Annotated in this window: 19 protein-coding genes; 14 read left to right on the top strand and 5 right to left on the bottom strand. The window is 71.9% G+C overall.

The window, feature by feature from the left end; translation table 11 throughout:
* Positions 1-109 precede the first annotated feature (109 nt).
* The 3 genes from ACWDEN_RS05315 to ACWDEN_RS05305 are packed head-to-tail and all read left to right on the top strand — an operon-like array spanning position 110 to position 1,982.
* Entirely contained in the window at positions 110-526 is a 417-nt protein-coding gene (locus tag ACWDEN_RS05315) for an ATP-binding protein (protein WP_450857360.1), read from the top strand.
* A 32-nt stretch (positions 527-558) separates the two neighbouring features.
* A complete protein-coding gene (locus ACWDEN_RS05310) occupies positions 559-1,443 on the top strand; it encodes a hypothetical protein (RefSeq protein ID WP_450857358.1) in 885 nt (294 codons plus the stop codon).
* Positions 1,444-1,484: 41 nt separating this feature from the next.
* Positions 1,485-1,982 carry a hypothetical protein gene (locus tag ACWDEN_RS05305; RefSeq protein WP_450857356.1) on the top strand — a complete coding sequence of 166 codons (498 nt, stop codon included), beginning with the start codon at positions 1,485-1,487 and terminating at the stop codon, positions 1,980-1,982.
* A 59-nt stretch (positions 1,983-2,041) separates the two neighbouring features.
* On the opposite strand, the gene ACWDEN_RS05300 is transcribed toward ACWDEN_RS05305, so the two are convergent.
* Positions 2,042-4,294, bottom strand: a complete 2,253-nt coding sequence (locus ACWDEN_RS05300) for a glycosyltransferase family 39 protein (protein ID WP_450857354.1) — start codon at positions 4,292-4,294, stop codon at positions 2,042-2,044.
* A 146-nt stretch (positions 4,295-4,440) separates the two neighbouring features.
* Between ACWDEN_RS05300 and ACWDEN_RS05295 the strand changes: the two genes are divergently transcribed.
* The 4 genes from ACWDEN_RS05295 to ACWDEN_RS05280 all read left to right on the top strand — a co-directional run bounded on the left by ACWDEN_RS05295 (position 4,441) and on the right by ACWDEN_RS05280 (position 10,832).
* Positions 4,441-5,361 (top strand): serine hydrolase, encoded by a 921-nt coding sequence (locus ACWDEN_RS05295; RefSeq protein WP_351608827.1) that lies wholly within the window; start codon positions 4,441-4,443, stop codon positions 5,359-5,361.
* A 65-nt stretch (positions 5,362-5,426) separates the two neighbouring features.
* Positions 5,427-6,455 carry an esterase-like activity of phytase family protein gene (locus tag ACWDEN_RS05290; RefSeq protein WP_450857352.1) on the top strand — a complete coding sequence of 343 codons (1,029 nt, stop codon included), beginning with the start codon at positions 5,427-5,429 and terminating at the stop codon, positions 6,453-6,455.
* A 111-nt stretch (positions 6,456-6,566) separates the two neighbouring features.
* A complete protein-coding gene (locus ACWDEN_RS05285; protein WP_450857350.1) occupies positions 6,567-10,295 on the top strand; it encodes an ABC transporter ATP-binding protein in 3,729 nt (1,242 codons plus the stop codon).
* Positions 10,296-10,436: 141 nt separating this feature from the next.
* The gene (locus ACWDEN_RS05280; protein ID WP_450857348.1) at positions 10,437-10,832 is read left to right on the top strand and encodes a hypothetical protein; all 396 of its coding nucleotides are present in this window, start codon (positions 10,437-10,439) and stop codon (positions 10,830-10,832) included.
* Positions 10,833-10,844: 12 nt separating this feature from the next.
* Here the strand turns inward: ACWDEN_RS05280 and aroA are convergent, their stop codons facing one another.
* Positions 10,845-12,080, bottom strand: a complete 1,236-nt coding sequence (aroA, locus tag ACWDEN_RS05275) for a 3-phosphoshikimate 1-carboxyvinyltransferase (RefSeq protein ID WP_351608818.1) — start codon at positions 12,078-12,080, stop codon at positions 10,845-10,847.
* A 225-nt stretch (positions 12,081-12,305) separates the two neighbouring features.
* On the opposite strand from aroA, the gene ACWDEN_RS05270 reads away from it, so the two are divergent.
* Positions 12,306-14,294: a glycoside hydrolase family 3 protein gene (locus ACWDEN_RS05270; protein ID WP_450857345.1), complete on the top strand. Its 1,989-nt coding sequence runs from the start codon at positions 12,306-12,308 to the stop codon at positions 14,292-14,294.
* A 113-nt stretch (positions 14,295-14,407) separates the two neighbouring features.
* Positions 14,408-15,025: a hypothetical protein gene (locus ACWDEN_RS05265; RefSeq protein WP_351608815.1), complete on the top strand. Its 618-nt coding sequence runs from the start codon at positions 14,408-14,410 to the stop codon at positions 15,023-15,025.
* 178 nt (positions 15,026-15,203) lie between these two features.
* Here ACWDEN_RS05265 and ACWDEN_RS05260 read toward each other — a convergent pair whose 3' ends face one another.
* The gene (locus ACWDEN_RS05260; protein ID WP_351608813.1) at positions 15,204-16,004 is read right to left on the bottom strand and encodes a sugar phosphate isomerase/epimerase family protein; all 801 of its coding nucleotides are present in this window, start codon (positions 16,002-16,004) and stop codon (positions 15,204-15,206) included.
* A gap of 40 nt (positions 16,005-16,044) precedes the next feature.
* Positions 16,045-16,974, bottom strand: a complete 930-nt coding sequence (locus ACWDEN_RS05255) for a bifunctional helix-turn-helix transcriptional regulator/GNAT family N-acetyltransferase (protein ID WP_450857343.1) — start codon at positions 16,972-16,974, stop codon at positions 16,045-16,047.
* 387 nt (positions 16,975-17,361) lie between these two features.
* Here ACWDEN_RS05255 and ACWDEN_RS05250 point away from each other — a divergent pair, with 387 nt between their 5' ends.
* Together ACWDEN_RS05250 and ACWDEN_RS05245 are read left to right on the top strand one after the other, a co-directional pair.
* Positions 17,362-17,625 (top strand): hypothetical protein, encoded by a 264-nt coding sequence (locus ACWDEN_RS05250; protein ID WP_450857341.1) that lies wholly within the window; start codon positions 17,362-17,364, stop codon positions 17,623-17,625.
* A gap of 134 nt (positions 17,626-17,759) precedes the next feature.
* Positions 17,760-18,989: an FAD-dependent monooxygenase gene (locus ACWDEN_RS05245; protein WP_351608805.1), complete on the top strand. Its 1,230-nt coding sequence runs from the start codon at positions 17,760-17,762 to the stop codon at positions 18,987-18,989.
* On the opposite strand, the gene ACWDEN_RS05240 is transcribed toward ACWDEN_RS05245, so the two are convergent.
* Positions 18,975-20,033, bottom strand: coding sequence for a LacI family DNA-binding transcriptional regulator (locus ACWDEN_RS05240; RefSeq protein WP_351608803.1), 1,059 nt, complete (start codon positions 20,031-20,033; stop codon positions 18,975-18,977). The genes ACWDEN_RS05245 and ACWDEN_RS05240 overlap by 15 nt on opposite strands.
* A 222-nt stretch (positions 20,034-20,255) precedes the next feature.
* On the opposite strand from ACWDEN_RS05240, the gene ACWDEN_RS05235 reads away from it, so the two are divergent.
* The 3 genes from ACWDEN_RS05235 to ACWDEN_RS05225 are packed head-to-tail and all read left to right on the top strand — an operon-like array spanning position 20,256 to position 23,391.
* Complete coding sequence (locus ACWDEN_RS05235; protein ID WP_351608800.1) at positions 20,256-21,407, top strand: Gfo/Idh/MocA family protein; 1,152 nt, start codon at positions 20,256-20,258, stop codon at positions 21,405-21,407.
* Positions 21,404-22,555, top strand: a complete 1,152-nt coding sequence (locus ACWDEN_RS05230) for a dihydrodipicolinate synthase family protein (RefSeq protein ID WP_450857338.1) — start codon at positions 21,404-21,406, stop codon at positions 22,553-22,555. The genes ACWDEN_RS05235 and ACWDEN_RS05230 overlap by 4 nt, the downstream gene beginning before the upstream one ends.
* Entirely contained in the window at positions 22,552-23,391 is an 840-nt protein-coding gene (locus ACWDEN_RS05225) for a sugar phosphate isomerase/epimerase family protein (protein WP_450857336.1), read from the top strand. Before ACWDEN_RS05230 ends, ACWDEN_RS05225 begins: the two co-directional genes overlap by 4 nt.
* Positions 23,392-23,585 lie beyond the last annotated feature (194 nt).

The following is a 23,585-nucleotide window of genomic DNA, read 5'->3' as shown; positions in this document are numbered from 1 at the left end:
CGGTGACGTACCGCACACGCAGCGGAAGCGCACCGCGCCGTCCTGCCATGACGGGTGCGGCAGGCCACCGCGCGTGAACTCCCCATTCACCGACTGGAGTCGATGACGCATGCCCGAAAACGACGACGACACCTGGGACTACACCCTCTACATCCCGAACGACCTCAGAGCGGTGACCGTATGCCGCCGCACCCTGCGCCTGATCCTGATCCTGCACGGTCTGATCGGCCTGGTGGACACGGCGGAGCTGCTGGCGGCGGAGCTGGTGTCGAACGCCGTACGCCACACGAAGGGGCCGGCCGCGCTCAGGGTCCGCCGTACCCCGGAGGGCGCCGTGTGGATCGGGGCGTGGGACACCGACCCCGCGCCGCCGGACCCGCCGTGTCCGCTGGAGGAGGTGGGGGAGTTGGAGGAGGGGCGGGGGCTGGGGTTGGTGAAGGCGTGCGCGGAGTACTGGGGGTGGCAGCCGACGGCTCGGTTCGGGGACCGAGGGAAGTACGTGTGGTGCGAACGTGCGGCGGCGTAGCTCGTTGATCACGGCGATGGAAAGGAGAGCTGATGGTCGGCTCGTCGCATGAGGCGCTGCACCGGATCTTCCAGAAGGATCCGACGCTGCTGACGAAGGCGTTACAGAAGGTCCTGCATGTGCCGTTCCCCGAACCGAGGGAGATCGCGGCGCTGAACATCGACCTGACGGAGATCGAACCGGTCGAGCGCCGCGTGGACACGCTGTTGCGGGCGGAGACGGACGAGGGCACGTATCTGCTGGTGGTGGAGTCGCAGGGGAAGGTGGGCGAGCGCAAGCGGGGCAGCTGGCCGTACTACCTGTCCTACTTGTACGAGAAGTACCGCTGTGAGCCGGTGCTGATCGTCATCACCCAGAGCAGCAGGACCGCCCAGTGGGCCTCGCGCCCGATCCGGCTCGGCTTCCCGGGCTGGGAGTCACTGACGGTGCGGCCGCTGGTCCTCGGTCCGGACAACGTGCCGGTGATCGCGGACGAGCGGCAGGCCGAGAAGGACGTCCCCCTTGCGGTGCTCTCGGCCATGACACACGGGCGTGGACCGCAGGCTGCGGCCATACTGGAATCCCTGGCCGCCGCCCTGCGGACCATCGATGCCGACAGTGCCGCAGTCTTCGTGCAGTTCGTCGACTCCTGCCTGGCCGACCCCCAGGCGAAGCAGATGTGGAGGGATTTGATGACGGCGATCCAGTACTTCTGGCGACACCCGCTGGCCGAGCAGGTACGCGCGGAAGGCCGGGAACAGGGCCGTATCGAGGATCGCCGGGAGATGATCCTGCGTATCCTGGAATGGCGCGAGCTTCCCGTGCCCGACGACGTCCGCGAGCGAGTGGAAGCCTGCACGGACCTCGATCAACTGGAGGTCTGGGCCCAGCGCGCCGTACACGCCACGGATGCCACGGAGTTGTTCGCCGAGGAGTGAGCGCGTGGCCGTTGCGCGGGCAGCTCTGGCAAGGTGAGGTGATGTTCGATTTCGGCATCGCGGGTTACCAGGCCACGTGGTCGTCCGGCCGTGGTGACACAGCGCGTGCGCATGGGGACCGCCTGCGTGGTCTTGTCGGCCGGACCCTTACGAGGGTCTGGATGGTCTGGGACCTTCAGGACGACGAGTGGTTCCCCGACTGCCCGGTGCTGTTCGACTTCGAGGGCGAGCAGGTTGAGATCAATCATCACAAGCTCGACGAGCTCTCCCTCACGTGGAACACGATCGACCCCAGCTGTCCCGTGCGGTGGCCCGGCTTCGACCTGCGGTGGCGTCCCGAGCCTCTCCCGGAACTGCAGGCTCTGCGGGGCCTGGCCCTCAAGGGGGCCGAACTGCTCGAGTGGACGGGCAAGGATGTCGCTCAGGGGAACGTCGACGTCCGCTTCGCCTTCGAGACAGGCCGAGTGACGATCTTCAACGCCCTCGACGAGAACGGGCTGAGCTTCGACCCTGCCCGTCCGAGCCGGCCGGCCGGCTGATCGAAGCAGCACAGCGCGCCAACGGCATCGAGGCCCTTGGCGCGCTGTCGACGTCCGTCTCAGCTCACGTCCGACGGGTCCAGACGGTAGATCGTGGACTGGTCGGTGGAGGAGGAAGAGCTTGAACTCTTGCTGTACGCACTCTCCTTCACCAGCGTCCCGTGCTTCTTCACCCAGGCCGTCACCAGGGACGACACGCTGTTGTTGTTCCCTCCGGGGCCGCCGCCCATCATGCCGCCGCCGAGCTGGATGTAGTGCAGTTCGCCCTTCTTGACCAGTTCCTCGAGCTTGGCGACGGTCATCGCCTTGTCGGTGCCGGTGAACCCCCACATGGAGATGACCGGCACCCTGGCGCTCAGCTCGATCTGGGCCGCGCTCTGCGAGTTGGAGACCGCGAGCAGCCAGGTGGCGCCGTCCTGGTGCTTCTTCAGGTAGGCGATCACCTCGCTGTTCGCCCCGCCCATCATGCCGCCGCGCATCATGCCACCGCCCATGCCGGTTCCCATACGGCCGCCCGTGCCTGCCGTGCCGCCGCTCGGGGCGCCGGTTCCGCCCGGGGCCGTACCGCCCGACGCGCCCTGGCCTCCGGGGAGTTCGCCGCCGAGGAAGCCACCGGACTGCTGTCCGCCGCTCGGCATCTGCCCACCGGAGGCTCCGCCCGGCACTCCGCCCGAGGCGCCCCCGGGCGCGCCGCTCGCCGGTCCGTCGGGCACGGTCCCGCCGCTCTGCCCCGGCAGCTCACCGCCGCCCGGGAAGCCGCCCCGGCCCCCGCCGAAGCCCCGGCCGCCACCGGGGCCGCCGAAGCCGCCACCCGTCGAGGGCCCGGCCGTCGGGTTCACCCCGCTCATGCCGCCACCCGAACCGGACGGCACCGACCAGGCGTACGCCGCCGGGCCCGCGAGCGCCGCCACCACGGCCGCCGCCACGGATGCCGCGAGCAGCCGTACCCGGTTGCCCGACCGGAAGACGAACAGGCCGACGATCGCCGCCGCCATGAGCACACCGACGGCCGGCCACAGCCAGGTGTTCCCGCCGGAGGCCCGGCGCAGCAACACGACTGCCCAGACAGCCGTCACCGCCAGACCCGCCGGTAGCACCCACGCCCAGCGCTTGTCGGTACGGAACGCGCGCAGCAACAGCACGCCACCGCCTGCGCACAGCGCCGCGATGCCGGGTGCCAGGGCCGTCGTGTAGTACGGGTGCATCGTGCCCTCGGCGGTCGCGAAGGTGACGTAGTGCAGCACCGTCCAGCCGCCCCAGAGGATCAGCGCGGCCCGGGTGAGGTCGGTGCGCGGGGCGCGGCCGCACAGGATCAGGCCGGCGGCCAGCGCCACGGCGGAGAAGGGAAGCAGCCAGGAGATCTGGCCGCCGAGGATGTCGTTGAACATCCGGCCGAGGCCCGCGGAGCCGGAGAAGCCGCCCCCGCCGCCCCCGCCCCCGCCGCCGTTGCCCTCGCCGCCGAAGATCCGGCCGAGGCCGTTGTAACCCATGATCAGGTCCCAGGCGGTGCCGTCCGTCGAACCGCCGATGTACGGCCGTTCGGAGGCGGGGACGAGGGACACGGCGACCGCCCACCAGAAGCTGGAGACCGCCAGGACCACACCGGCGAGCAGCAGGTTCACGATCCGCCGTGCGAGCTTCGGGCGCGCCGCGAGCAGGTAGACCGCGAAGACGGCGGGGAGGGCGATGTAGCCCGCCAGCATCTTGGTGTTGAAGGCCAGGCCGAAGCACACCGCCGAGCCGAGCAGGGGCAGCAGGCGGCCGTTGGTCACCGCGCGCAGGGCGAGGGCCGCGCCCCCGACCATCAGCAGGACGAGGATCGTGTCGGGGTTGTTGTCCCGGTCGATGGCGACCGTGATCGGGGTCAGCGCGAGGACAAGCGCGGCCACGGCCGCCGCCGCGTGCCCGAACGCCCGCTTCACGGAGGAGTGCAGGATCCAGATCGTGGCGAGCCCGGCCGCGACCTCCGGCAGCATCATCTGCCAGGTGCCGAAGCCGAGGATCCGGCACGACAGGCTCATGACCATGTCGGCGAACGGCGGTTTGTCGACGGTGAGGAAGTTCCCGGCGTCGAGTGAGCCGAAGAACCACGCCTTCCAGTTCTGTGTGCCGCTGTAGATGGCCGCGCTGTAGAAGCTGTTGAGGCCGGCGCCGGAGAGGTTCCAGGTGTAGAGCACAGCCGCCAGCAGCAGGATCGCGAGCAGCGCAGGCAGCGACCAGCGCGGTGCGCGCTCCGGCGGTACGGCGTCCGGTGCCGGGGGAGCGGGGGTCGTCGTCGTGGCGCGAGGGAGGGGATCGGTGGCAGATGTCACCACTGCACCCTGCAGACCCGCGATGGGTGCGCGCTGTGGTGCACCTGGGCGGAAGCTGTGTGTCGGTGAAAGCCGGGTAAGGTCCCCGATCCCCTCGGTAAGAACGGAGTGCAACCATTGGGCCGCCTCCGTGAGTCAACTGGGGCATGAATTCCCGGACATCGAGGCGTACCGGCGCGCTCGCCGCCGCCCTGCTCATACCGGCGGTCACCGCCGTCACCGCCGCCACACCCGCCGCCGCGGCCACGCCCACCGTCAGCTGTACGTCCGCCAAGGCGGGCCTCGCCGCCAAGCTGCAGAAGGACATCACGGCGGCGCTGGCCACCCGCAAGGGCACGGTCGCGATCGGCCTGTACGACCGCAGCACCAGCACCACCTGCACCCTGCGCGCCACCAGCTCCTACGACTCGGCCAGCACCGTCAAGGTCACCGTGCTCGCCACGCTGCTGTGGGACGCCAAGCAGCACAACCGCTATCTGACCGACCGTGAGATCTCGCTCACCAAGGCCATGATCACCAAGTCGGACAACGACGCGACGACCGCGCTGTGGAAGCAGCTGGGCCTCACCAGGATCAAGGGCTTCCTCGCCGCCGCCGGGATGACGAACACCGTGCCGGGCGCGAACGGCTACTGGGGCCTGACCCAGGAGAACGTCACCGACGAGCAGAAGCTGCTCAAGCTCGTCACCGCCAGGAACAGCGTGCTGAGCGACAACTCCCGCGCCTACATCCTGAAGCTGATGGGCGAGGTCATCTCCGCCCAGCGCTGGGGCACTCCGGCGGGCGCGCCGTCCACGGTCTCCGTGCACGTCAAGAACGGCTGGCTGCAGCGCGCGACGCACGGCTGGCGGGTGCACAGCCTCGGCACCTTCGACGGCGCCGGCCACGACTACATGATCTCGGTGCTGACCCAGGACAACAGCACCATGGACTACGGCGTCACCACCATCCAGAACGTCGCCAAGGCCATCCACAAGGACCTCGTGCCGACCACCCCCGGCACCGCGGTCTACACCCCGACCAGCCGGCCCAGCGAGGCGTTCGTCGCGGTGCCGCCGCAGGGCTGACGACGCGCGAGGCGGTTCACGAGGCGGTCTCCCGCCGGACACCCGCCCGCCCTACGGTGACCGGCATGCGTCTGAGAACCGTACTCGCCACCCTGACCGCCGGCCTGGCGGCGGCCGCCTCCCTGGCCGCCGCCGGGCCCGCCGACGCCAACTCCGCGAGCGGCAAGGCCTGTTCGCCGTCGGTCTCCATCGACCGCTTCTCCGACGCGCTCGACAAGACGACGTACGACGGCAGGTTCGTCGGCAACTTCTCCGCGCTCGCGGTCGACGGTGACGGTTCCCTCGCCGCGCTGGAGGATCGTTCCTCCCTGTTCGACCTGGACCCCAGGACCCTGCAGCCGCGGCGGGCCGTCCGCCTCGCCGACGAGAAGGGCGCCGACCTCGACTCGGAGGGTCTGGTCATAGACGGCGACGGCACCCGGCTCATCACCTCCGAGACCGAGCCGTCCGTCCGCCGCTACTCCGCCGACGGCAGGATCCTGGACCGCCTCCCGGTCCCGTCCTCCCTCCTCGTCGCCCCGGCCGGCCGCGCCACCGCCAACCAGACCTTCGAGGGCCTGACCCTGCTGCCCGGCGGGCACACCCTGCTGGCCTCCATGGAGGACGCGATCTCCGGCGACTCGACGGGGATCGTGCGCTTCCAGACCTGGCAGCGCACCAAGGGCGACCACTTCCGCCTCTCCGCCCAGTACGCCTACCGCACCGACACCGGCCTCGGCGTCCCCGAGGTCCAGGCCACGCCCGACGGCCGGCTCCTGGTCCTGGAGCGCGGCTTCACCCCGGGCGTCGGCAACACCGTCCGCCTCTACCTGGCCGACCCCCGCCACGCGACGGACACGAGCGGCATCGAGAACCTGACGGGGCAGCCGGACGTCCGCCTGATCAAGAAGACCCTGCTGACCGACATCGCCTCCTGCCCCTCCCTCGGCGCCACGGCCAGGCAGCCCCAGCCGAACCCCCTGCTGGACAACATCGAAGGGATGACGATCACCGGCCGTGATCACCGGGGCCGGCTGAAGGTCCTCCTGGTGAGCGACGACAACCAGAACCCGGCCCAGACGACGAGGTTCTACTACCTGCGGGTACGCGTCTGACACCTGCGGGTACGCCTCCGACCCTGGCCCCGGTTTGTTGCAGGGGGATGAAATCGGCTCCCATCCGCGTTGGTGCCTTCCGGTAGAGCAGGACGACAGGAAGGCACCCGCGTGGCAGCGCAACGGGGATGGGCACGACGCCTGGCGGCATACGCCTGGCGGTATCCGAAGGACGTCGTCCTCGCCCTCGGCTCCTCCCTCGGCGGCATGGCCGTCACGGCCGTCGTACCCCTGATCACCAAGGTGATCATCGACGACGTGATCGGGAACCACACCCGCTCCATGGCCCCCTGGGCCGGTGCCCTGATCGGCGCGGCCCTCTTCGTCTACGTCCTCACCTACGTCCGCCGCTACTACGGCGGCCGCCTCGCCCTCGACGTCCAGCACGACCTGCGGACCGAGATGTACGGCACGATCACCCGCCTCGACGGCCGCCGTCAGGACGAGCTGTCCACGGGGCAGGTCGTCGGCCGCGCCACCAGCGACCTGCAGTTGATCCAGGGCCTGCTCTTCATGCTCCCGATGACGATCGGGAACGTCCTGCTCTTCCTGATGTCCCTGATGATCATGGCGTGGCTGTCGCTGCCGCTGACCCTCGTCGCCCTCGCCGTCGCGCCCGCGCTCGGCTGGATAGCCAAGCGGAGCCGCAGCAGGCTCCACCCCGCCACCTGGTACGCCCAGGCGCAGGCCGCCGCCGTCGCGGGCGTGGTCGACGGCGCCGTCAGCGGCGTACGCGTGGTGAAGGGCTTCGGGCAGGAGGAGCAGGAGACCGGCAAGCTCAGGGAGGTCGGGCGCAGGCTCTTCGCGGGACGGCTGCGCACGATCCGGCTGAACAGCAAGTACACCCCCGCCCTCCAGGCCGTCCCCGCCCTCGGCCAGGTCGCCATGCTGGCCCTCGGCGGCTGGCTGGCCGTGCGCGGGCACATCACGCTCGGCACCTTCGTCGCCTTTTCCACCTACCTCGCCCAGTTGGTCGGCCCGGTCCGCATGCTCGCCATGGTCCTCACCGTCGGCCAGCAGGCCCGCGCCGGCACCGAGCGCGTCCTGGAGCTGATCGACACCGAGCCGACGCTCAAGGAGGGCACCAAGACCCTCCCGGACGACGCGCCCGCGACCGTCGAGTTCGACGACGTGTCCTTCGGGTACGGCAGCGGGGCCAAGGTCCTCGACGGGCTGACCTTCGAGATCCGGCCCGGCGAGACCCTGGCGGTCGTCGGCTCCTCCGGCTCCGGCAAGTCCACCCTCTCCCTGCTGCTGCCGCGCTTCTACGACGTCACCCACGGCGCCGTCCTGATCGGCGGCCACGACGTCCGCGAGCTCACCCTGGACAGCCTGCGCGCCGCGATCGGGCTCGTCCCCGAGGACTCCTTCCTCTTCTCCGACACCGTGCGCAACAACATCGCCTACGGCCGCCCGGACGCCACCCAGGACGAGATCGAGGCCGCCGCACGCGCCGCCCAGGCGGACCGTTTCATCGCCGAGCTCCCCGAGGGCTACGACACCAAGGTCGGCGAGCAGGGCCTGACCCTCTCCGGCGGCCAGCGCCAGCGCGTCGCGCTCGCCCGCGCCCTGCTCACCGACCCACGGCTCCTCGTCCTCGACGACGCCACCTCCGCCGTCGACGCCCGCGTGGAACACGAGATCCACGAGGCCCTGGGGCACGTCATGCAGGGCCGTACGACCCTCCTCATCGCGCACCGCCGCTCCACCCTCAACCTCGCCGACCGCATCGCCGTCCTCGACGGCGGCCGGCTCGCGGACCTCGGCACCCACGAGGAACTCCAGCAGCGGTCGGCCCTCTACCGCCGGCTGCTCACCGACCCGGACGAGCTGGGCGGGGTCTCCCCGGGCCGGGTCGAACCCGCCGTACCGCAGGAGGACACCTCCGTCCGCGAGGAGCTGGACGCCGAGTTCGACGCCGAGCGGGGGGTGACCCCCAGGCTGTGGACCGGCGACCGCGAACCGAAGAACGCCGAGGACACAGCGCTCTCCGGCACCCCGGCCACCCCCGGACTCCTCGGCCAGGTGGAGGCGCTGCCCCCGGCCACCGACACCCCCGGCATCGACGAGACCCGGGCGGTCCTCCCGGAGGACTCCTACGGCCTGCGCCGCCTGCTGCGCGGCTTCGGCCCGCCCCTGCTGCTCAGCCTGCTGCTGGTCGCCGTGGACGCCGGCGCCGGCCTGCTGCTGCCGGTGCTGATCCGGCACGGCATCGACGCGGGCGTGACGAAGATGTCCCTCGGCGCGGTCTGGGCGGCGTCCCTGCTGGGCCTGGTCACCGTCGTCGTCCAGTGGGTCGCGCAGATCGGCGAGACCCGGATGACCGGCCGTACGGGCGAGCGGGTGCTGTACACGCTGCGGCTGAAGATCTTCGCCCAGCTCCAGCGGCTCGGGCTCGACTACTACGAGCGTGAGCTGACCGGCCGGATCATGACCAGGATGACCACGGACGTCGACGCCCTGTCCACCTTCCTGCAGACGGGTCTGGTCACGGCGTTCGTCTCGGTCGTCACCTTCTTCGGCATCATGGGCGTCCTGCTGGTGATCGACCTCCGGCTCGCGCTCGTCGTCTTCGCCACCCTGCCCCCGCTGATCGTCGCGACCTTCTTCTTCCGCCGGGCCAGCGTGAAGGCGTACGAACTCGCCCGTGAGCGCGTCTCGGTGGTCAACGCCGATCTGCAGGAGTCGGTCGCCGGGCTGCGGATCGTGCAGGCCTTCCGGCGCGAGCGGGACGGCGGGCTGAGGTTCGCCGGGCGCAGCGACAGCTACCGCAGCGCCCGCATCCGCGGCCAGTGGCTGATATCCATCTACTTCCCGTTCGTGCAGCTGCTGTCGTCGGTGGCGGCGGCGAGCGTGCTGATCGCGGGAGCGCACCGGATCGAGGCGGCGACCCTGACGACCGGCGCCCTGGTCGCCTACCTGCTCTACATCGACCTGTTCTTCGCGCCGGTCCAGCAGCTGTCCCAGGTCTTCGACGGCTACCAGCAGGCCACGGTCTCCCTGGGCCGCATCCAGGAGCTGCTGCGCGAGCCGACGTCCACGAAGCCGGCGGACGAGCCCCGCGAAGTGCCGTCCCTGCGCGGCGACATCGCCTTCGAGGACGTGCACTTCGCCTACGGTGACGACGAAGAGGCGCTCACCGGCATCGAGTTGACGATCCCGGCCGGGCAGACGGTGGCCTTCGTCGGCGAGACGGGCGCCGGCAAGTCGACACTCGTCAAGCTGGTGGCGCGGTTCTACGACCCCACCGCGGGCCGGGTCACGGTCGACGGCACGGATCTGCGCGCCCTGGACCTGACCTCGTACCGCCACCGCCTCGGGGTGGTCCCGCAGGAGGCGTACCTCTTCCCGGGCACGGTCCGGGACGCCATCGCCTATGGCCGCCCCGACGCCACCGACGCCGAGGTGGAGGCGGCGGCGCGGGCGGTCGGCGCGCACGAGATGATCGCCACGCTGGAGGGCGGCTATCTGCACGAGGTCGCCGAGCGCGGCCGCAACCTCTCGGCCGGCCAGCGCCAGCTGATCGCACTGGCCCGGGCCGAACTGGTGGACCCGGACATCCTGTTGCTGGACGAGGCCACGGCCGCCCTGGACCTGGCCACGGAGGCCCAGGTCAACCAGGCCACCGACCGCCTGGCGGGCCGCCGTACGACGCTGGTGGTCGCCCACCGCCTCACCACGGCCGCCCGCGCGGACCGGGTGGTGGTGATGGACCACGGACGGGTCGCGGAGGACGGCACCCACGACGAACTCCTCGCCCGCGACGGCCGGTACGCCGAACTGTGGCGCACCTTCGTCGGCCGCCCCGAACCGGAGGAGCCGGTCACCGCCTCCCGCTGAGCCGGACCCGTCGCACCGTCCCGCCGAAGCCCCCCGTCGACGCGTCTCTCTGACGGCCGTGCAACCATCCGGCATACGTCCTGCGTCCGTACATCAGTACGGCTGCAGGGGGAGTACAACCGTGGTACGGGGAGGACGACAGTGGACAGTGGTGGGATACGCAGGCGTCTGGCGCTCGGTACGGCGATGCTGGCCGCGAGCGGGGTGCTCGCGCTCGTGACGTCCGGCACGGCCCAGGCGAGCACGGTCGGCGGCTGCGCCGGGAACGAGGTACGGGCCCTGCCGTTCAGCAGTGGGGTCACCCACGTCTACAAGAGCGACGGGTACGTCTGTGCCATGACCGTCGCCCGGCACCCGGGCCCCGCGCAGACGATGTCCGTCAGCGTCCAGGCCCGTGGCACCCGCCCGGTCGTGGACACGGGCAGCTACCGGCACCACGCGGGGCCGGTGACGGTCTACGCCGGCCACCGCTGCGTGTGGATCAAGGGCGCGGTGGGGTCGCAGGGGTCGGTCAGCTCGGGGTGGATCCTCTGCTGACGGCAGGGCCGGTCAGCTCGCTTCCGGGAGCCTCGCGAACGCCTCGTGGAACCCCGGGAACGTCTTGCGGACGCAGCCGGGGTCGTCGTAGGACAGGCCGGGGGTGCGCAGGCCGGTCACCGCGAAGGACATCACGATGCGGTGGTCCCCGAAGGTCCTGATCCCGGTGCCGGGCGCGGGCGTGCCGGGCCGGATCTCGATCCAGTCGGGGCCGGTGGCCACCGGCACGCCGAGCCTGCGCAGATTGTCCGCGCAGGCCTGAAGCCGGTCGCACTCCTTCACCCGGGTGTTGGCCACGTCCTCGATGCGCACCGGGCCGGAGGCGAACGGCGCGATCGCCGCCAGCGTCGGCATGGTGTCGGAGATGTCCCGCATGTTCACGGTGAGCCCGCGCAGAACTCCCGTGCCGCGTACGGTCGTCCGGTCCGCCGCGAGCTCCACCTCGGCGCCCATCCGCCGCAGCACCTCCACGAAACGCAGGTCGCCCTGGAGCGCGCCGGCGCCGAGGCCCGGCACGGTCACCTCACGGCCGGGGGTGACGGCGGCCGCGGCGAAGAAGTAGCTCGCGGTGGAGGCGTCGGGTTCGACGGCGTAGGCGGTGGCCCGGTAGCCGCCGGCCGGGACGTCGTACACCGCGCCGTCCCGCACCACCTCCACGCCGAAGGCCCGCATCATCGCGAGCGTGATCTCCACGTACGGCGCCGAGACCAGGCCGGTCACCCGGATCCGGAGGCCCGTGCGGGTCAGCGGGCCCAGCAGGAGCAGCGCGGTCAGGTACTGGGAGGACTGGCCGGCGTCCAGCACGACCTCGCCGCCCTCGACACCGGCCGCCCGGACGGTGAGCGGATGGTGGCCCTCCGCCTCCTCGTGCCGCAGGTCGACGCCGAGGTCGCGCAGGGCGCGGGTGAGCGGGCCGAGGGGGCGCCGGCGCATCTGCGGCGAGGCGTCGAAGCGGAAGGTGCCGTGCCCGGCGGCGGCCAGGACGGGCAGGAAGCGGGCGGTGGTGGCGCCGTCGCGGCAGTACACATCGGCCTCGGCGAGCCCCGGGCCCTGCGGGCGGCCGTCCACCTGCCAGGCGTCCGGGGTACGGCCCACCCGGTAGCCGAGCCGGACCAGACCCTCGGCGAAGCCCTCGGTGTCGTCGGAGCGCAGGGGGCGCAGGAGCGTGCTGACGCCGTCGGCCGCGGCGGCGAGGAGGAGCGCGCGGGCGGTGATGGACTTGGAACCGGGGATGGCGACTGCGGGCATGCCCGCATGATGACCCGTCGTCCGCACTCCGGTCATGGCCGTCCGGGAGGTGGACGCGCGCCGGGCGGTGGAACCCGGCGCGTGTCCGGCTCGTCCAACGCGCAGGTTGCCGGACGAGTCTTCCGTGCCGTGGTGTCGGCCCCTCGCGACTGGCCGCGAACGCCGACCCACCCTCTTCGCCGCGGCACGGCCGGCCGCCCGCCGCCACCGGCGCGCCCCCCTCCCATGCGCCGGTGGCGGCCCCTGCTGCGGGTACTGTGCAGTCCCTTGACGGAAAGAAACCTCCCGGATATTGGTGACTCCTCGGAAGTTTCCTTCAGCGGTTCTCCTCTGGAAGGAGCGCGCGTGCCCCACACCAGCACGGGAAGCGACGACACCAGCACGAGAAGCACAGGACGCACCGGAAACACCGCAAGACCCTCCAGACGCGCCGTCCTCGCGGCGACCGCGGGCCTCACCGCCGCGCTGACCGTACCGACGGCCGCCCGCGCCGCCACGCCCGGCGACGACCGCCGGCTGCGCGCCCTGATCTCCCGGATGACACTTCAGGAGAAGGTCGGCCAGCTCTTCGTGATGCGGGTCTACGGCCACTCCGCCACCGCCCCCGACCAGGCCGACATCGACGCCAACCTCAAGGAGATCGGCGTCCGCACGGCCGCCGAGCTGATCGCCAGGTACCGCGTCGGCGGGATCATCTACTTCACCTGGGCCCACAACACCCGCGACCCGCACCAGATCGCCGGCCTCTCCGACGGCATCCAGCAGGCGTCCCTGGACCAGCCGCGCGGCCTGCCGGTGCTCATCGCCACCGACCAGGAGCACGGTGCGGTGTGCCGGGTCGGCAAGCCCGCCACCCTCTTCCCCGGCGCCATGGCGCTCGGCGCCGCCGGCTCCCGCGCGGACGCGCACACCGTCGGCCGGATCTCCGGCGCCGAGCTGCGCGCGATGGGCATCAACCAGGACTACTCCCCGGACGCCGACGTCAACGTCAACCCGGCCAACCCGGTCATCGGCGTACGGTCCTTCGGCGCCGACCCGGACGCGGTCGCCGCGCTGGTGGCCGCCGAGGTCAAGGGCTACCAGGCCTCCCGGGTCGCGGCGACCGCCAAGCACTTCCCCGGGCACGGCGACACCGCCACCGACAGCCACACCGGCTTCCCGGTCATCACGCACAGCAGGGAGCTGTGGGAGAAGCTGGACGCCGTCCCCTTCCGGGCCGCGGTCGCCGCGGGCATCGACTGCATCATGACCGCGCACATCCAGTTCCCGGCCCTGGACGACTCCGGCGACCCGGCCACCCTCTCCCCCCCGGTCCTCACCGGCATCCTGCGCGGCGAACTCGGCTACGACGGGGTCGTGATCACCGACTCCCTCGGCATGGAGGGCGTCCGCACCAAGTACGGCGACGACCGGGTGCCGGTGCTCGCCCTGAAGGCCGGGGTGGACCAGCTGCTCAACCCGCCGTCCCTCGACGTGGCCTGGAACGCCGTACTGAACGCCGTCCAGGACGGCGAGCTGACCGAGGCCCGCCTCGACGCATCGATCCTGCGCATCCTGCGCCTGAAGGCCAGGCTCGGCCTCTTCGCCGACGCGCGCGGTGGCCGTCCCGGCGGCGTCGACCGCACGGTGGGCACCGAGGCGCACCTGGCCGCCGCCGACCGGATCGCCGAACGGACCACGACCCTGCTGGTCAACGAGGACCGCACCCTCCCCTTCTCCCCGCGCACCGAGCCCCGCCTCCTGGTCGTCGGGGCCGACCCGGCCTCCCCCTCCGGCACCGACGGCCCGCCCACGGGCGTGCTGGCCAACGCCCTCACCGAGCTGGGCTTCACCGCCACCGCCCTGTCCACCGGCACCGCGCCCTCCGCCGCGGCCATCGCCCAGGCGGTCGAGGCCGCGCGGGACGCGGACGCGGTGGTCGTCGCGACCTACAACGTGACGGCGGGCAACGCGCAAGGCACGCTGGTGGAACAGCTCCGGTCCACGGGCAGGCCCCTGGCGGCCCTCGCCGTCCGCAACCCCTACGACGTGGCCCAGTTCCCCTCCGTCAAGGCCTGCCTGACCTCCTACGGCTGGACGGACGTCGAAGTGCGCGCCGCCGCACGGGTGATCGCCGGACGGGTGGCCCCGCGCGGCAAGCTGCCGGTGCCGGTGCAGCGGGCCGACGCCCCCACGCAGGTGCTGTACCCGATCGGGCACGGGCTGACGTACTAGCCGTACGCCACACACCGGGCGCAATACCTCCAATGGGGGGAAACCTGCCCACATGTCTGGCGTGGCCGCGCCTCCAGGGGCCACGCTGGACCGGGGTGTGCAGGGGGGTTGCCATGCGTGGGAAGGGTGCCGTGACGGCCGTGTGCCTCGCCTGCCTGCTGCCGGCCGCCCTGCTGACCGGCTGCCGGGGTACGGCGGGCACCCCCGTCGGCGACGCCCGCCCCACCCCGGCCACGACCGGCGGCTACGGCGCCGAGTTCCTCGCGGTCGGCGAGTGCAGCTCCTTCGGCACGACCAGCTTCACCGAGGTGCCCTGCGCGAGCGAGCGGGCGGCGGCCAGGGTCGTCGCCCGCTACGACGGCGCGGCCACCGACGGCCCCCTGTGCCCGGCGACGACCGACTTCGTGCTGCACATCAGCGACCGGTCCACGGCCGCCGACGAGGACGGCGACGGCGTGATCCCCCAGGGCTACGCCTGTATGCGCAACCTGGAGCCCCCGCACCCCGGCGACCCCGGCGGCGGGGGCGGCCCCCGCACGATCCCCGGCGACTGCGTGTACGACTCCGGCAGGGGCCAGGTCCGTGAGACACCGTGCGACGGCTCGGGCCGCCGGAAACCCGAGTACCGGATCACCAGGGCGACGGCGACGCGGGAGGATTGCCCGGGCTCGACGGCGTTGTACGTCCAACTGGGCGGGGCCGCACCGGTGGGCTGCGCACGACGGCTCTGACCGACCGCCACGGCTGCCGGCACGACACTCGGCAGCACTCGGTGGCCGGGCCCGGCGCCTCGACGGCAGCGCGGGCAGCGCAGCGCCCCGTAAGGGGCGCGGGGAACCGCGCGACAAACCATGACGAACCCGCACCCGGCAACGACGCCGCAGCCCCGAGCTCGTGGCCGCAGTGAACCTACGCAGCCTCACCCAGCAGGCGCAGCACATGCTCCCGCCCGGCACCGAGCAGCCCCGGCAGCGGGGCGGCAGCCTCGTACCACCGCTTCTCGTACTCCCAGCACAGCCACCCGTCCCACCCGCGCCGGCACAGCACGTCCACGCACTCGGTGAGCGGAAGCACCCCCGAGCCCAGCGGCAGCGGCGTGGTGTCCTGCGCCGACGCGATGTCCTTCACCTGCACATACCCCAGATACGGAGCAAGCGCCGCGTAGGTGTCGGCGGGCTGCTCGCCGCCCAGCCAGGTGTGCATGACGTCCCACAGCGCACCCACCTGCCGGTGTCCGACCGGGCCCAGCACCCGGATCGCGTCGGCACCGGTGCGATGCGAGTCGTGCGTCTCCAGCAGGATCCGCACCCCCAGCGCGGCAGCGTCCTCCGCGGCGGTGCCGAGCCGCCGGGCGGCCAGGGCGTCGGACTCCTCCGGGGGTCGGTGGGGGTCGGCGCCGGGGAAGACCCGGACGTAGGGGGCGCCCAGGTCGTGGGCGAGGTGGAGGAGGTCCCGGATCTCCGCCAGTACGGGTGCGTCCTCACCGGGCGCGGCGACCCGCGCGTATCCGGCGAGGCCCAGCACCTCGACCCCGGCCTCCTTGAACAGGTGCGCGGTTGCGGCGCGTTCGGCCGGGGAGAGACCGGGATGGACCGGCTCCTCCGGGTGGGCGCGCAGTTCGACGCCGTGGTAGCCGTGCGCGGTCGCGAGCGCCAGGACCTCAGGGACGGGCAGGCCGGGGACACCGAGAGTGGAGAACGCCAGCTTCATGGGCCGGACATTACTCGCCATCCGCCCCGTGCGTGACCCGTCATTCGTCCGATTCGTGCAGATCCAGTCGCCAGTCCTGGCCCACGAGGTCCTTGCCGAAGGAGCGGTGCGGCTTCTCCGCGACGAGCACGAAGCCGTGCCGCTGGTAGATCCGGCGGGCGCCGTCGAGCACGTCGTTGGTCCACAGCGCCAGGTCGCGGTAGCCGACCCCGCGCGCGAAGTCGATCACGGCCCGCACCAGGCGGTCGCCGATGCCGTGCCCGCGTGCCTCCGGCTCGACGAGCAGCAGCCGCAGCCGCGCGGTACCGGGCGCGTCGTCCCGTACGCACATCACACAGCCCACCGGGCGCCCCGCCTGTTCGGCGATCCACACCCGCTCCAGATGCGGGTCGTGGTCCTCCGCGAAGTCGGCGACGATCCGGGCGACCAGCCCCTCGTAGTCGGCGTTCCAGCCGTACTCGGCCGCGTACAGGGCCGCGTTGCGCTGGACGATCCAGCCGAGGTCGCCGGGGCGGGGCTCGCGCAGCACGGCCTCGCCGGACCGGGCCCCGCCCTCGCCGAGGATGTCCTGGATGGTCCGCATGGCCTCCGCCAGCCGTGGCCGGTCGGCCGGGACCACGCTGTCGAGCATGGTCCCGACCGTCTCCCGGGCCCGCTCGTCGAGCAGGGCGGCGGCCTCCCGCCCCCGCGCGGTGAGCCGTACCCGCCGTCGGCGCGGATCGCTCTGCGAGGGCCCGCGCTCGATCAGCCCGGCGTCCTCGAACCTGTTCAGGATCCGGCTCAGATACCCGGCGTCGAGGTCGAGCAGGGTGCGCAGATCGATCGCGTCCAGGTGCGGGACCCGGGCGAGTTCGTACAGCACACGGGATTCCGTGAGGGTGTACGGGGCGTAGAGATGGCGGCCGTAGTCGAGGGCGCCGATGAGGCCGGTGTAGAAGCGGTTGAAGGCGCGGACGTCCTGGACGGTCATGATCGCCCCCGGATGTTTGACTCAGTCAGAGATGCCGTCCCTCGGAGACTAGGTCAGCCGCCCGTCCGCGTCCACGGTTCGGCTCGGGGACCGTACGAAATCACCTGCGGTGCACGGGTGTTGACTGTCCGGACCGGGGTCCGCTTCCTTTGCCTGTTCTTTAGCTCGGTACCGGGTCCTGCTTTTGACGGCGCCGCAATCTCGTCGTAGGTTGAAGGGGAAACGTCACTTATGTCCGATTTACACCAGGAAAGTGACGGTCCGCCGCCGGAACGCGCATCCGCGGGTGGCGGGCGGCGCGCAGAGCGACGCGCAGGCTCTGGAGCGCACGGACGGCCCCCCGAGGCCGTCGAAAAGTCAACCACACCCTCCGGAGAGGGGCTCATCATGCGCGCGCACACCACCCGTATCAAGAGAGTTGCCATCGCTGTCGCGTCGGCGCCGGTCCTGGCCCTCGCAGTCGGAGCCGGAGCCGCTCAGGCAGCCACCACCACCGCTGCTCCGCAGCAGGTCGTCTCGTACCACGGAGACGGCTGGGGCTGGGGCGGCGGCTGGGGCTGGGGCGGCGGCGGCTGGGGCTGGGGCTGGGGCTGGGGCGATGGCGGCTGGGGCGGCGGCTGGGGCTGGGGCGGCGGCTGGGGAGGCTGCTGAGCATCAGCTCTGACCGACACCCCCCGACAAACCAAGGGTGGATCCGGGTGCCCGACCCCATGGGCACCCGGATCCATATGCCGGAAGCCGTAGCAAGCGATGTGCCGGTGTGACCGTGACGATGGAGGTACCGGATGAGGATCGTCTGCGTGGGCGGAGGCCCGGCCGGGCTGTACTTCGCGATCTCCGCGAAGCTGCGGGACGCCGGTCACGAGATCACCGTGATCGAGCGCGACCCGCCGGAGGCGACGTACGGCTGGGGTGTCGTGTACTGGAACGATCTGCTGGACATCCTGCACCGCAACGACCCCGAGAGCGCGCGGGCGGTGAGCGCCGGTTCCGTGCTGTGGCAGGACCAGGAGATCCGCGTCCACGGCAGCCGGCACGACGGCACGGCGTACTTCGGCGGCTACGGCTACAGCATGGGACGGGCGGCCCTGCTGGACGTCCTGACCCGCCGCGCACGGGCGCTCGGCGTCGACGTCCGGCACGAGAGGCTCGCCGACCCCGCCGACCTGCCCGAGGCCGACCTGATCGTGGCCGCCGACGGGGCGGGCAGCCGGATCCGGCAGAGCCGCGCCGAACGCTTCGGCACCAAGGTGGAGACGGGCCGCAACCCCTACATCTGGCTCGGCACGGACCGGCAGTTCGAGAGCTTCGTCTTCGACTTCGAGGAGACTCCGGCGGGCTGGATCTGGTTCCACGCCTACCCGTCGATCAAGGGGAGGATCAGCACCTGCATCGTGGAGTGCTCTCCGCAGACCTGGCAGGGCCTCGGCCTCGACACGCTCGACCCCGAGGACGCCGTCCCGCTGCTGGAGAAGATCTTCCACCGCGCACTCGACGGTCACTCCCTGATCAGCAGGTCACGCGGCGAACCGGCGAAGTGGCAGCGGTTCCAGCACCTCAGCAACCGGACGTGGGTCGACGGCAATGTCGTCCTGGCCGGTGACGCCGCGCACACCACCCACTTCACGCTCGGGTCCGGAACCCGGCTCGCGATGATCGACGCGATCGTGCTGGCCCACAGCCTCTCCCAGTACCCGGACCCACGGGTGGCGCTGCGCGAGTACGACCAGCACCGCCGCGCCGAGATGCACCCCGTACAGGCCGGAGCGCGCTCCAGCATGGCCTGGTTCGAGCAGCTCGACGACTACCTGGACCGCGACCCGGTCTCCTTCTCCTACGCCATGGCGGTACGCCAGGGCCACCAGAGCCCCTGGCGCTACCAGGTCCACCTCGCCACGCAGATCTCCGCCGTCCGCAGGGCCCGCCGGGCCTACGACACCGGCAAGCGCTGGTACCGGGACCGCCGCAGGGGCCAGGCGCCACTGCCCCTGCTGGGACGGTCACTCCCCGGCTGACCGGGGCACCCCCGAGGACCCCCGCACCATCAACTCCCCCCGGATCGCGGCGATGGCGCCCGGCGGCGGCTCCTCCCGCCCCATGGCGATACGCCCGGCCCGCGCCCCGGCCTCCGCGAGCGGCAACCGCACGGTCGTCAGCGCGGGCACCGCGTCCACGCTGAAGGGCAGATCGTCGAACCCGGCGACGGACACGTCGTCCGGGATCCGCAGCCCGGAGTCCCGCAGTGCCGCGCACGCCCCGAGCGCGACGGAGTCGTTCGCGGCGACCACGGCGGTCAGCGACGGATCGCGGCGCAGCAGCTCCAGCGTCGCCTCGTACCCGGACTGGCGGTCGTAGCGGCCGTGCACCGTCCAGCGCGGGTCCTCCGCGACCCCCGCCGCCGCCAGCGCCGCCCGGTGGCCCTCCAGCCGGTGCCGGGTCGTCGTACGCTCCTCCGGGCCCGCGATGTAGCCGAGCCGGCGGTGGCCCAGGCCCAGCAGGTGCTCGGTGAGCCGGCGCGCGCCGCCCCGGTTGTCGAAGGTGAGCGCGACGGCACCGGTGTCGGGCGCCGGCGGCCGCCCGCACAGCACCACCCGGGTCCCGGCCTCGGCGAGCTTGCGCAGCTTCGCCGCGACCGCCGCCGCGTGCGGCGCGTCCTCCACGGCCCCGCCGGTCAGCACCACGGCCGCCGCCCGCTGCCGCTGCAGCAGGGTCAGGTACGTCAGCTCACGCTCCGGTGAGCCGCCGGTGTTGCAGACCACCGCGAGCCGCTCACCGCCCGCCCGGCCGCCCCCGACGCCCCCGATCTCGGCCTGGATCGCGCTCGCCATGATCCCGAAGAAGGGGTCGGCGATGTCGTTGACGAGGATGCCGACCAGGTCGGAGGTGGCCGCGGCGAGGGAGCTCGCCGGGCCGTTCAGGACGTAGTCCAGCTCGTCCACCGCCCGCAGCACCCGCTCGCGCGTGGAGGCGGCCACCGGGTAGTTGCCGTTCAGCACGCGCGACACCGTCGCGGGTGAGACCTGGGCGCGGGCCGCCACATCGGCCAGGGTCACCGTCATCTCGTCGTCCTCCGGTCGCGCATCGTGTCGTACGCCCTCGTAGACAGCCAGGTCATGCTGCTGGTTCCGAGAATCCGTCGAGCAGACCTTAAAGCCATGGCCCTCGGTTGTTCGCCCCCTCGAACAACTCGAAGGGGACACGGTCTTGTACGGACCACCGCCCAGAGGCTAGCTTCTCGGGATAGAAAGCGCTTGCTGCAGTGTGTGACAGAGGGGATAGACGTGACACGCAAGACGGTGCGTATCGCCATGAACGGCGTGACCGGGCGCATGGGCTACCGCCAGCACCTCGTCCGGTCGATCCTCGCCCTGCGCGACCAGGGCGGGCTCGACCTCGGCGACGGCACCGTGCTGTGGCCGGAGCCGATCCTGCTCGGCCGCCGCGAGTACGCCCTGCGGGAGCTCGCCGACCGCCACGGGCTCGACCACGTCTCGACGGACGTGGACGCGGTACTGGCCGATCCGTCCGTGGACATCTACTTCGACTCCCAGGTCACCTCGGCCCGTGAGGAGTCGATCAAGAAGGCGATCGTGGCCGGCAAGCACATCTACACCGAGAAACCGACGGCGACGGGCCTGGCGGGCGCCCTGGAGCTGGCCCGCCTCGCCCACGCCAAGGGGATCAAGCACGGCGTGGTCCAGGACAAGATCTTCCTGCCGGGCCTGCTGAAGCTGAAGCGGCTCGTCGACGGCGGCTTCTTCGGCCGGATCCTCTCCGTGCGGGGCGAGTTCGGCTACTGGGTGTTCGAGGGCGACTGGCAGCCCGCCCAGCGCCCCTCCTGGAACTACCGCGCCGAGGACGGCGGTGGCATCGTCGTCGACATGTTCCCCCACTGGGAATACGTCCTGCACGAGCTGTTCGGCCGCGTGAGGTCCGTCCAGGCCCTCGCCACCACCCACATCCCGCAGCGCTGGGACGAACAGGGCAAGCCCTACGACGCGACGGCGGACGACGCGGCCTACGGCATCTTCGAGCTGGAGGGCGGCGCCGTCGCCCAGATCAACTCCTCCTGGGCCGTGCGCGTGGGCCGCGACGAACTGGTCGAGTTCCAGGTCGACGGCACCGAGGGCTCGGCGGTGGCGGGACTGAGGAACTGCCGGGTCCAGCACAGGTCGGCGACCCCCAAGCCGGTCTGGAACCCGGACGTCCCGGCGACCGAGGCCTTCCGCGAGCAGTGGCAGGAAGTCCCGGACAACGCGGACTTCGGCAACGGCTTCAAGGCCCAGTGGGAGCTGTTCCTCAGGCACGTCCACGCCGACACCGCGTACCGCTGGGACCTGCTGGCCGGCGCCCGCGGCGTCCAACTCGCCGAACTGGGCCTGAAGTCCTCCGCCGAGGGCCGCCGCATCGACGTACCGGAGATCGGCCTGTGACCATCCAACTCCCCTCCGCGGACGGGCGGTTGCGGACGTACGAGCCCCGCACCGAGCCGTTGCGCGTCTCGCCGGGCACCCCCTTCACCTCCCGTACGGTGTTCTCGGCGGCGCACGTCGTGGCCGACCCGTTCGCGGACGTGTCCCCCGACGCGCCCGCCGCCGTCGACTGGGAGGCCACCCTCGCCTTCCGCCGCCACCTGTGGTCCCACGGGCTCGGTGTCGCCGAGGCGATGGACACCGCCCAGCGCGGCATGGGCCTGGACTGGGCGGGCGCGGCCGAGCTGATCCGCCGGAGCGCGGCCGAGGCACGGTCGGTCGGCGGCCGGATCGCCTGCGGCGTCGGCACCGACCAGATCGAGGCCGGCTCTCCGGCGGAGATCCGCGCGGCCTACGAGGAACAGCTCGCGGTCGCCGAGGAGTCGGGCGCCCAGCCGATCCTGATGGCGTCGCGGGCGCTGGCCGCTGCCGCCTCCGGCCCCGAGGACTACCTGGAGGTCTACGGCCATCTCCTGCGCCAGTCCGCCGGGCCGGTGATCCTGCACTGGCTGGGCCCCATGTTCGACCCGGCGCTGGAGGGCTACTGGGGCTCTACCGACCTGGACGCGGCGACCGAGGTGTTCCTGCAGGTCATCGCCGCCCACCCGGACAAGGTGGACGGCATCAAGGTGTCCCTGCTCGACGCCCGGCGCGAGATCGGCCTGCGCCGCCGGCTGCCACGCGGTGTCCGCTGCTACACCGGCGACGACTTCCACTACCCCGAGTTGATCGCCGGCGACGACCAGGGCTTCAGCCACGCCCTCCTCGGCATCTTCGACCCGCTGGGCCCGCTGGCGGCCGAGGCGGTACGGATCCTGGACACCGGGGACGCGACCGGTTTCCGTGAACTGCTCGACCCGACGGTCGAGTTGTCCCGCCACCTCTTCCAGACCCCCACCCGCTTCTACAAGACGGGCGTGGTGTTCCTGGCCTGGCTCGCGGGCCACCAGTCCCACTTCACGATGGTCGGCGGCCTGCAGTCGGCCCGCTCCCTCCCGCACCTGGCCCGCGCCTACGAACTCGCCGACGGACTGGGCCTGTTCCCCGACCCGAACCCGGCCGAGGAGCGCATGAAGACCCTTCTGTCCCTGTACGGGGTGAACCAATGACCGATCTCGCGCGCTTCAGCATCAACCAGATGACGGTGAAGCAGCTGTCGTTGCCGGAACTGGCGGACTCCTGCGGCCAGTTGGGCGTGAGCCAGGTGGGCCTGTGGCGGGAGCCGGTCCGGGAGTACGGCCTGGAGGCGACGGCGAAGCTGGTCCGGGACGCGGGCCTGACGGTGACGTCGCTGTGCCGGGGCGGCTTCTTCACGGCGATCGACCCGGAGGAGCGTGCCCGCGCCCTGGACGACAACCGCCGGGCGGTGGACGAGGCGGCCACGCTCGGCACCGACACCCTGGTCCTGGTCTCCGGCGGCCTCCCGCCCGGCAGCAGGGACCTGCGCGCGGCCCGCGAACGCATCGCCGACGCCCTGACCGAACTCGTGCCTTACGCCGAAGACCATGGCGTCCGCCTGGCCATCGAGCCCCTCCACCCCATGTACGCATCGGACCGCTGTGTGGTGTCGACGCTGACCCAGGCCCTGGACCTCGCGGAACGCTTCCCGGCGCACCAGGTCGGGGTGACGGTGGACACGTATCACATCTGGTGGGACGACCAAGCTCCGGCGCAGATCGCGCGGGCGGGTGCGGGCGGCCGTGTCCACACGTTCCAACTCGCCGACTGGATCACCCCGTTGCCCGAGGGCGTCCTCAACGGCCGGGGCCAGATCGGCGACGGCGCGATCGACATGCGCGAGTGGCGGGGGTACGTGGAGGCGGCCGGCTACACGGGTCCGATCGAGGTCGAACTCTTCAACGAGGAGTTGTGGGCCCGGGACGGGCGGGAGGTGCTGGCGGAGACGGCGGCGCGGTTCGTGGCACACGTGCTCAAAAAATCTTGAGAACTCGTGCAACCCTCCCCGGGTCCTGAGTGTCGTACCTGTCATCAGAACCCGGGGAGGGGACCCGGGGGGGGATTCACGGGGTTCTGATACGGAGGGGAAAGCCGAGGGGGGGGGGGGGGGCGCCGGGGCCGGGCGCGCGCCCCCCCCACCGGAAACCACACGCGCACCCCCCGCGGCCCCCCCCGCCGCCC

This window comes from Streptomyces sp. NPDC001153 (assembly GCF_053598315.1).
The sequence above is the reverse complement of the archived record's forward strand: the minus strand, read 5'-3'. Positions and strand labels throughout refer to the sequence as shown.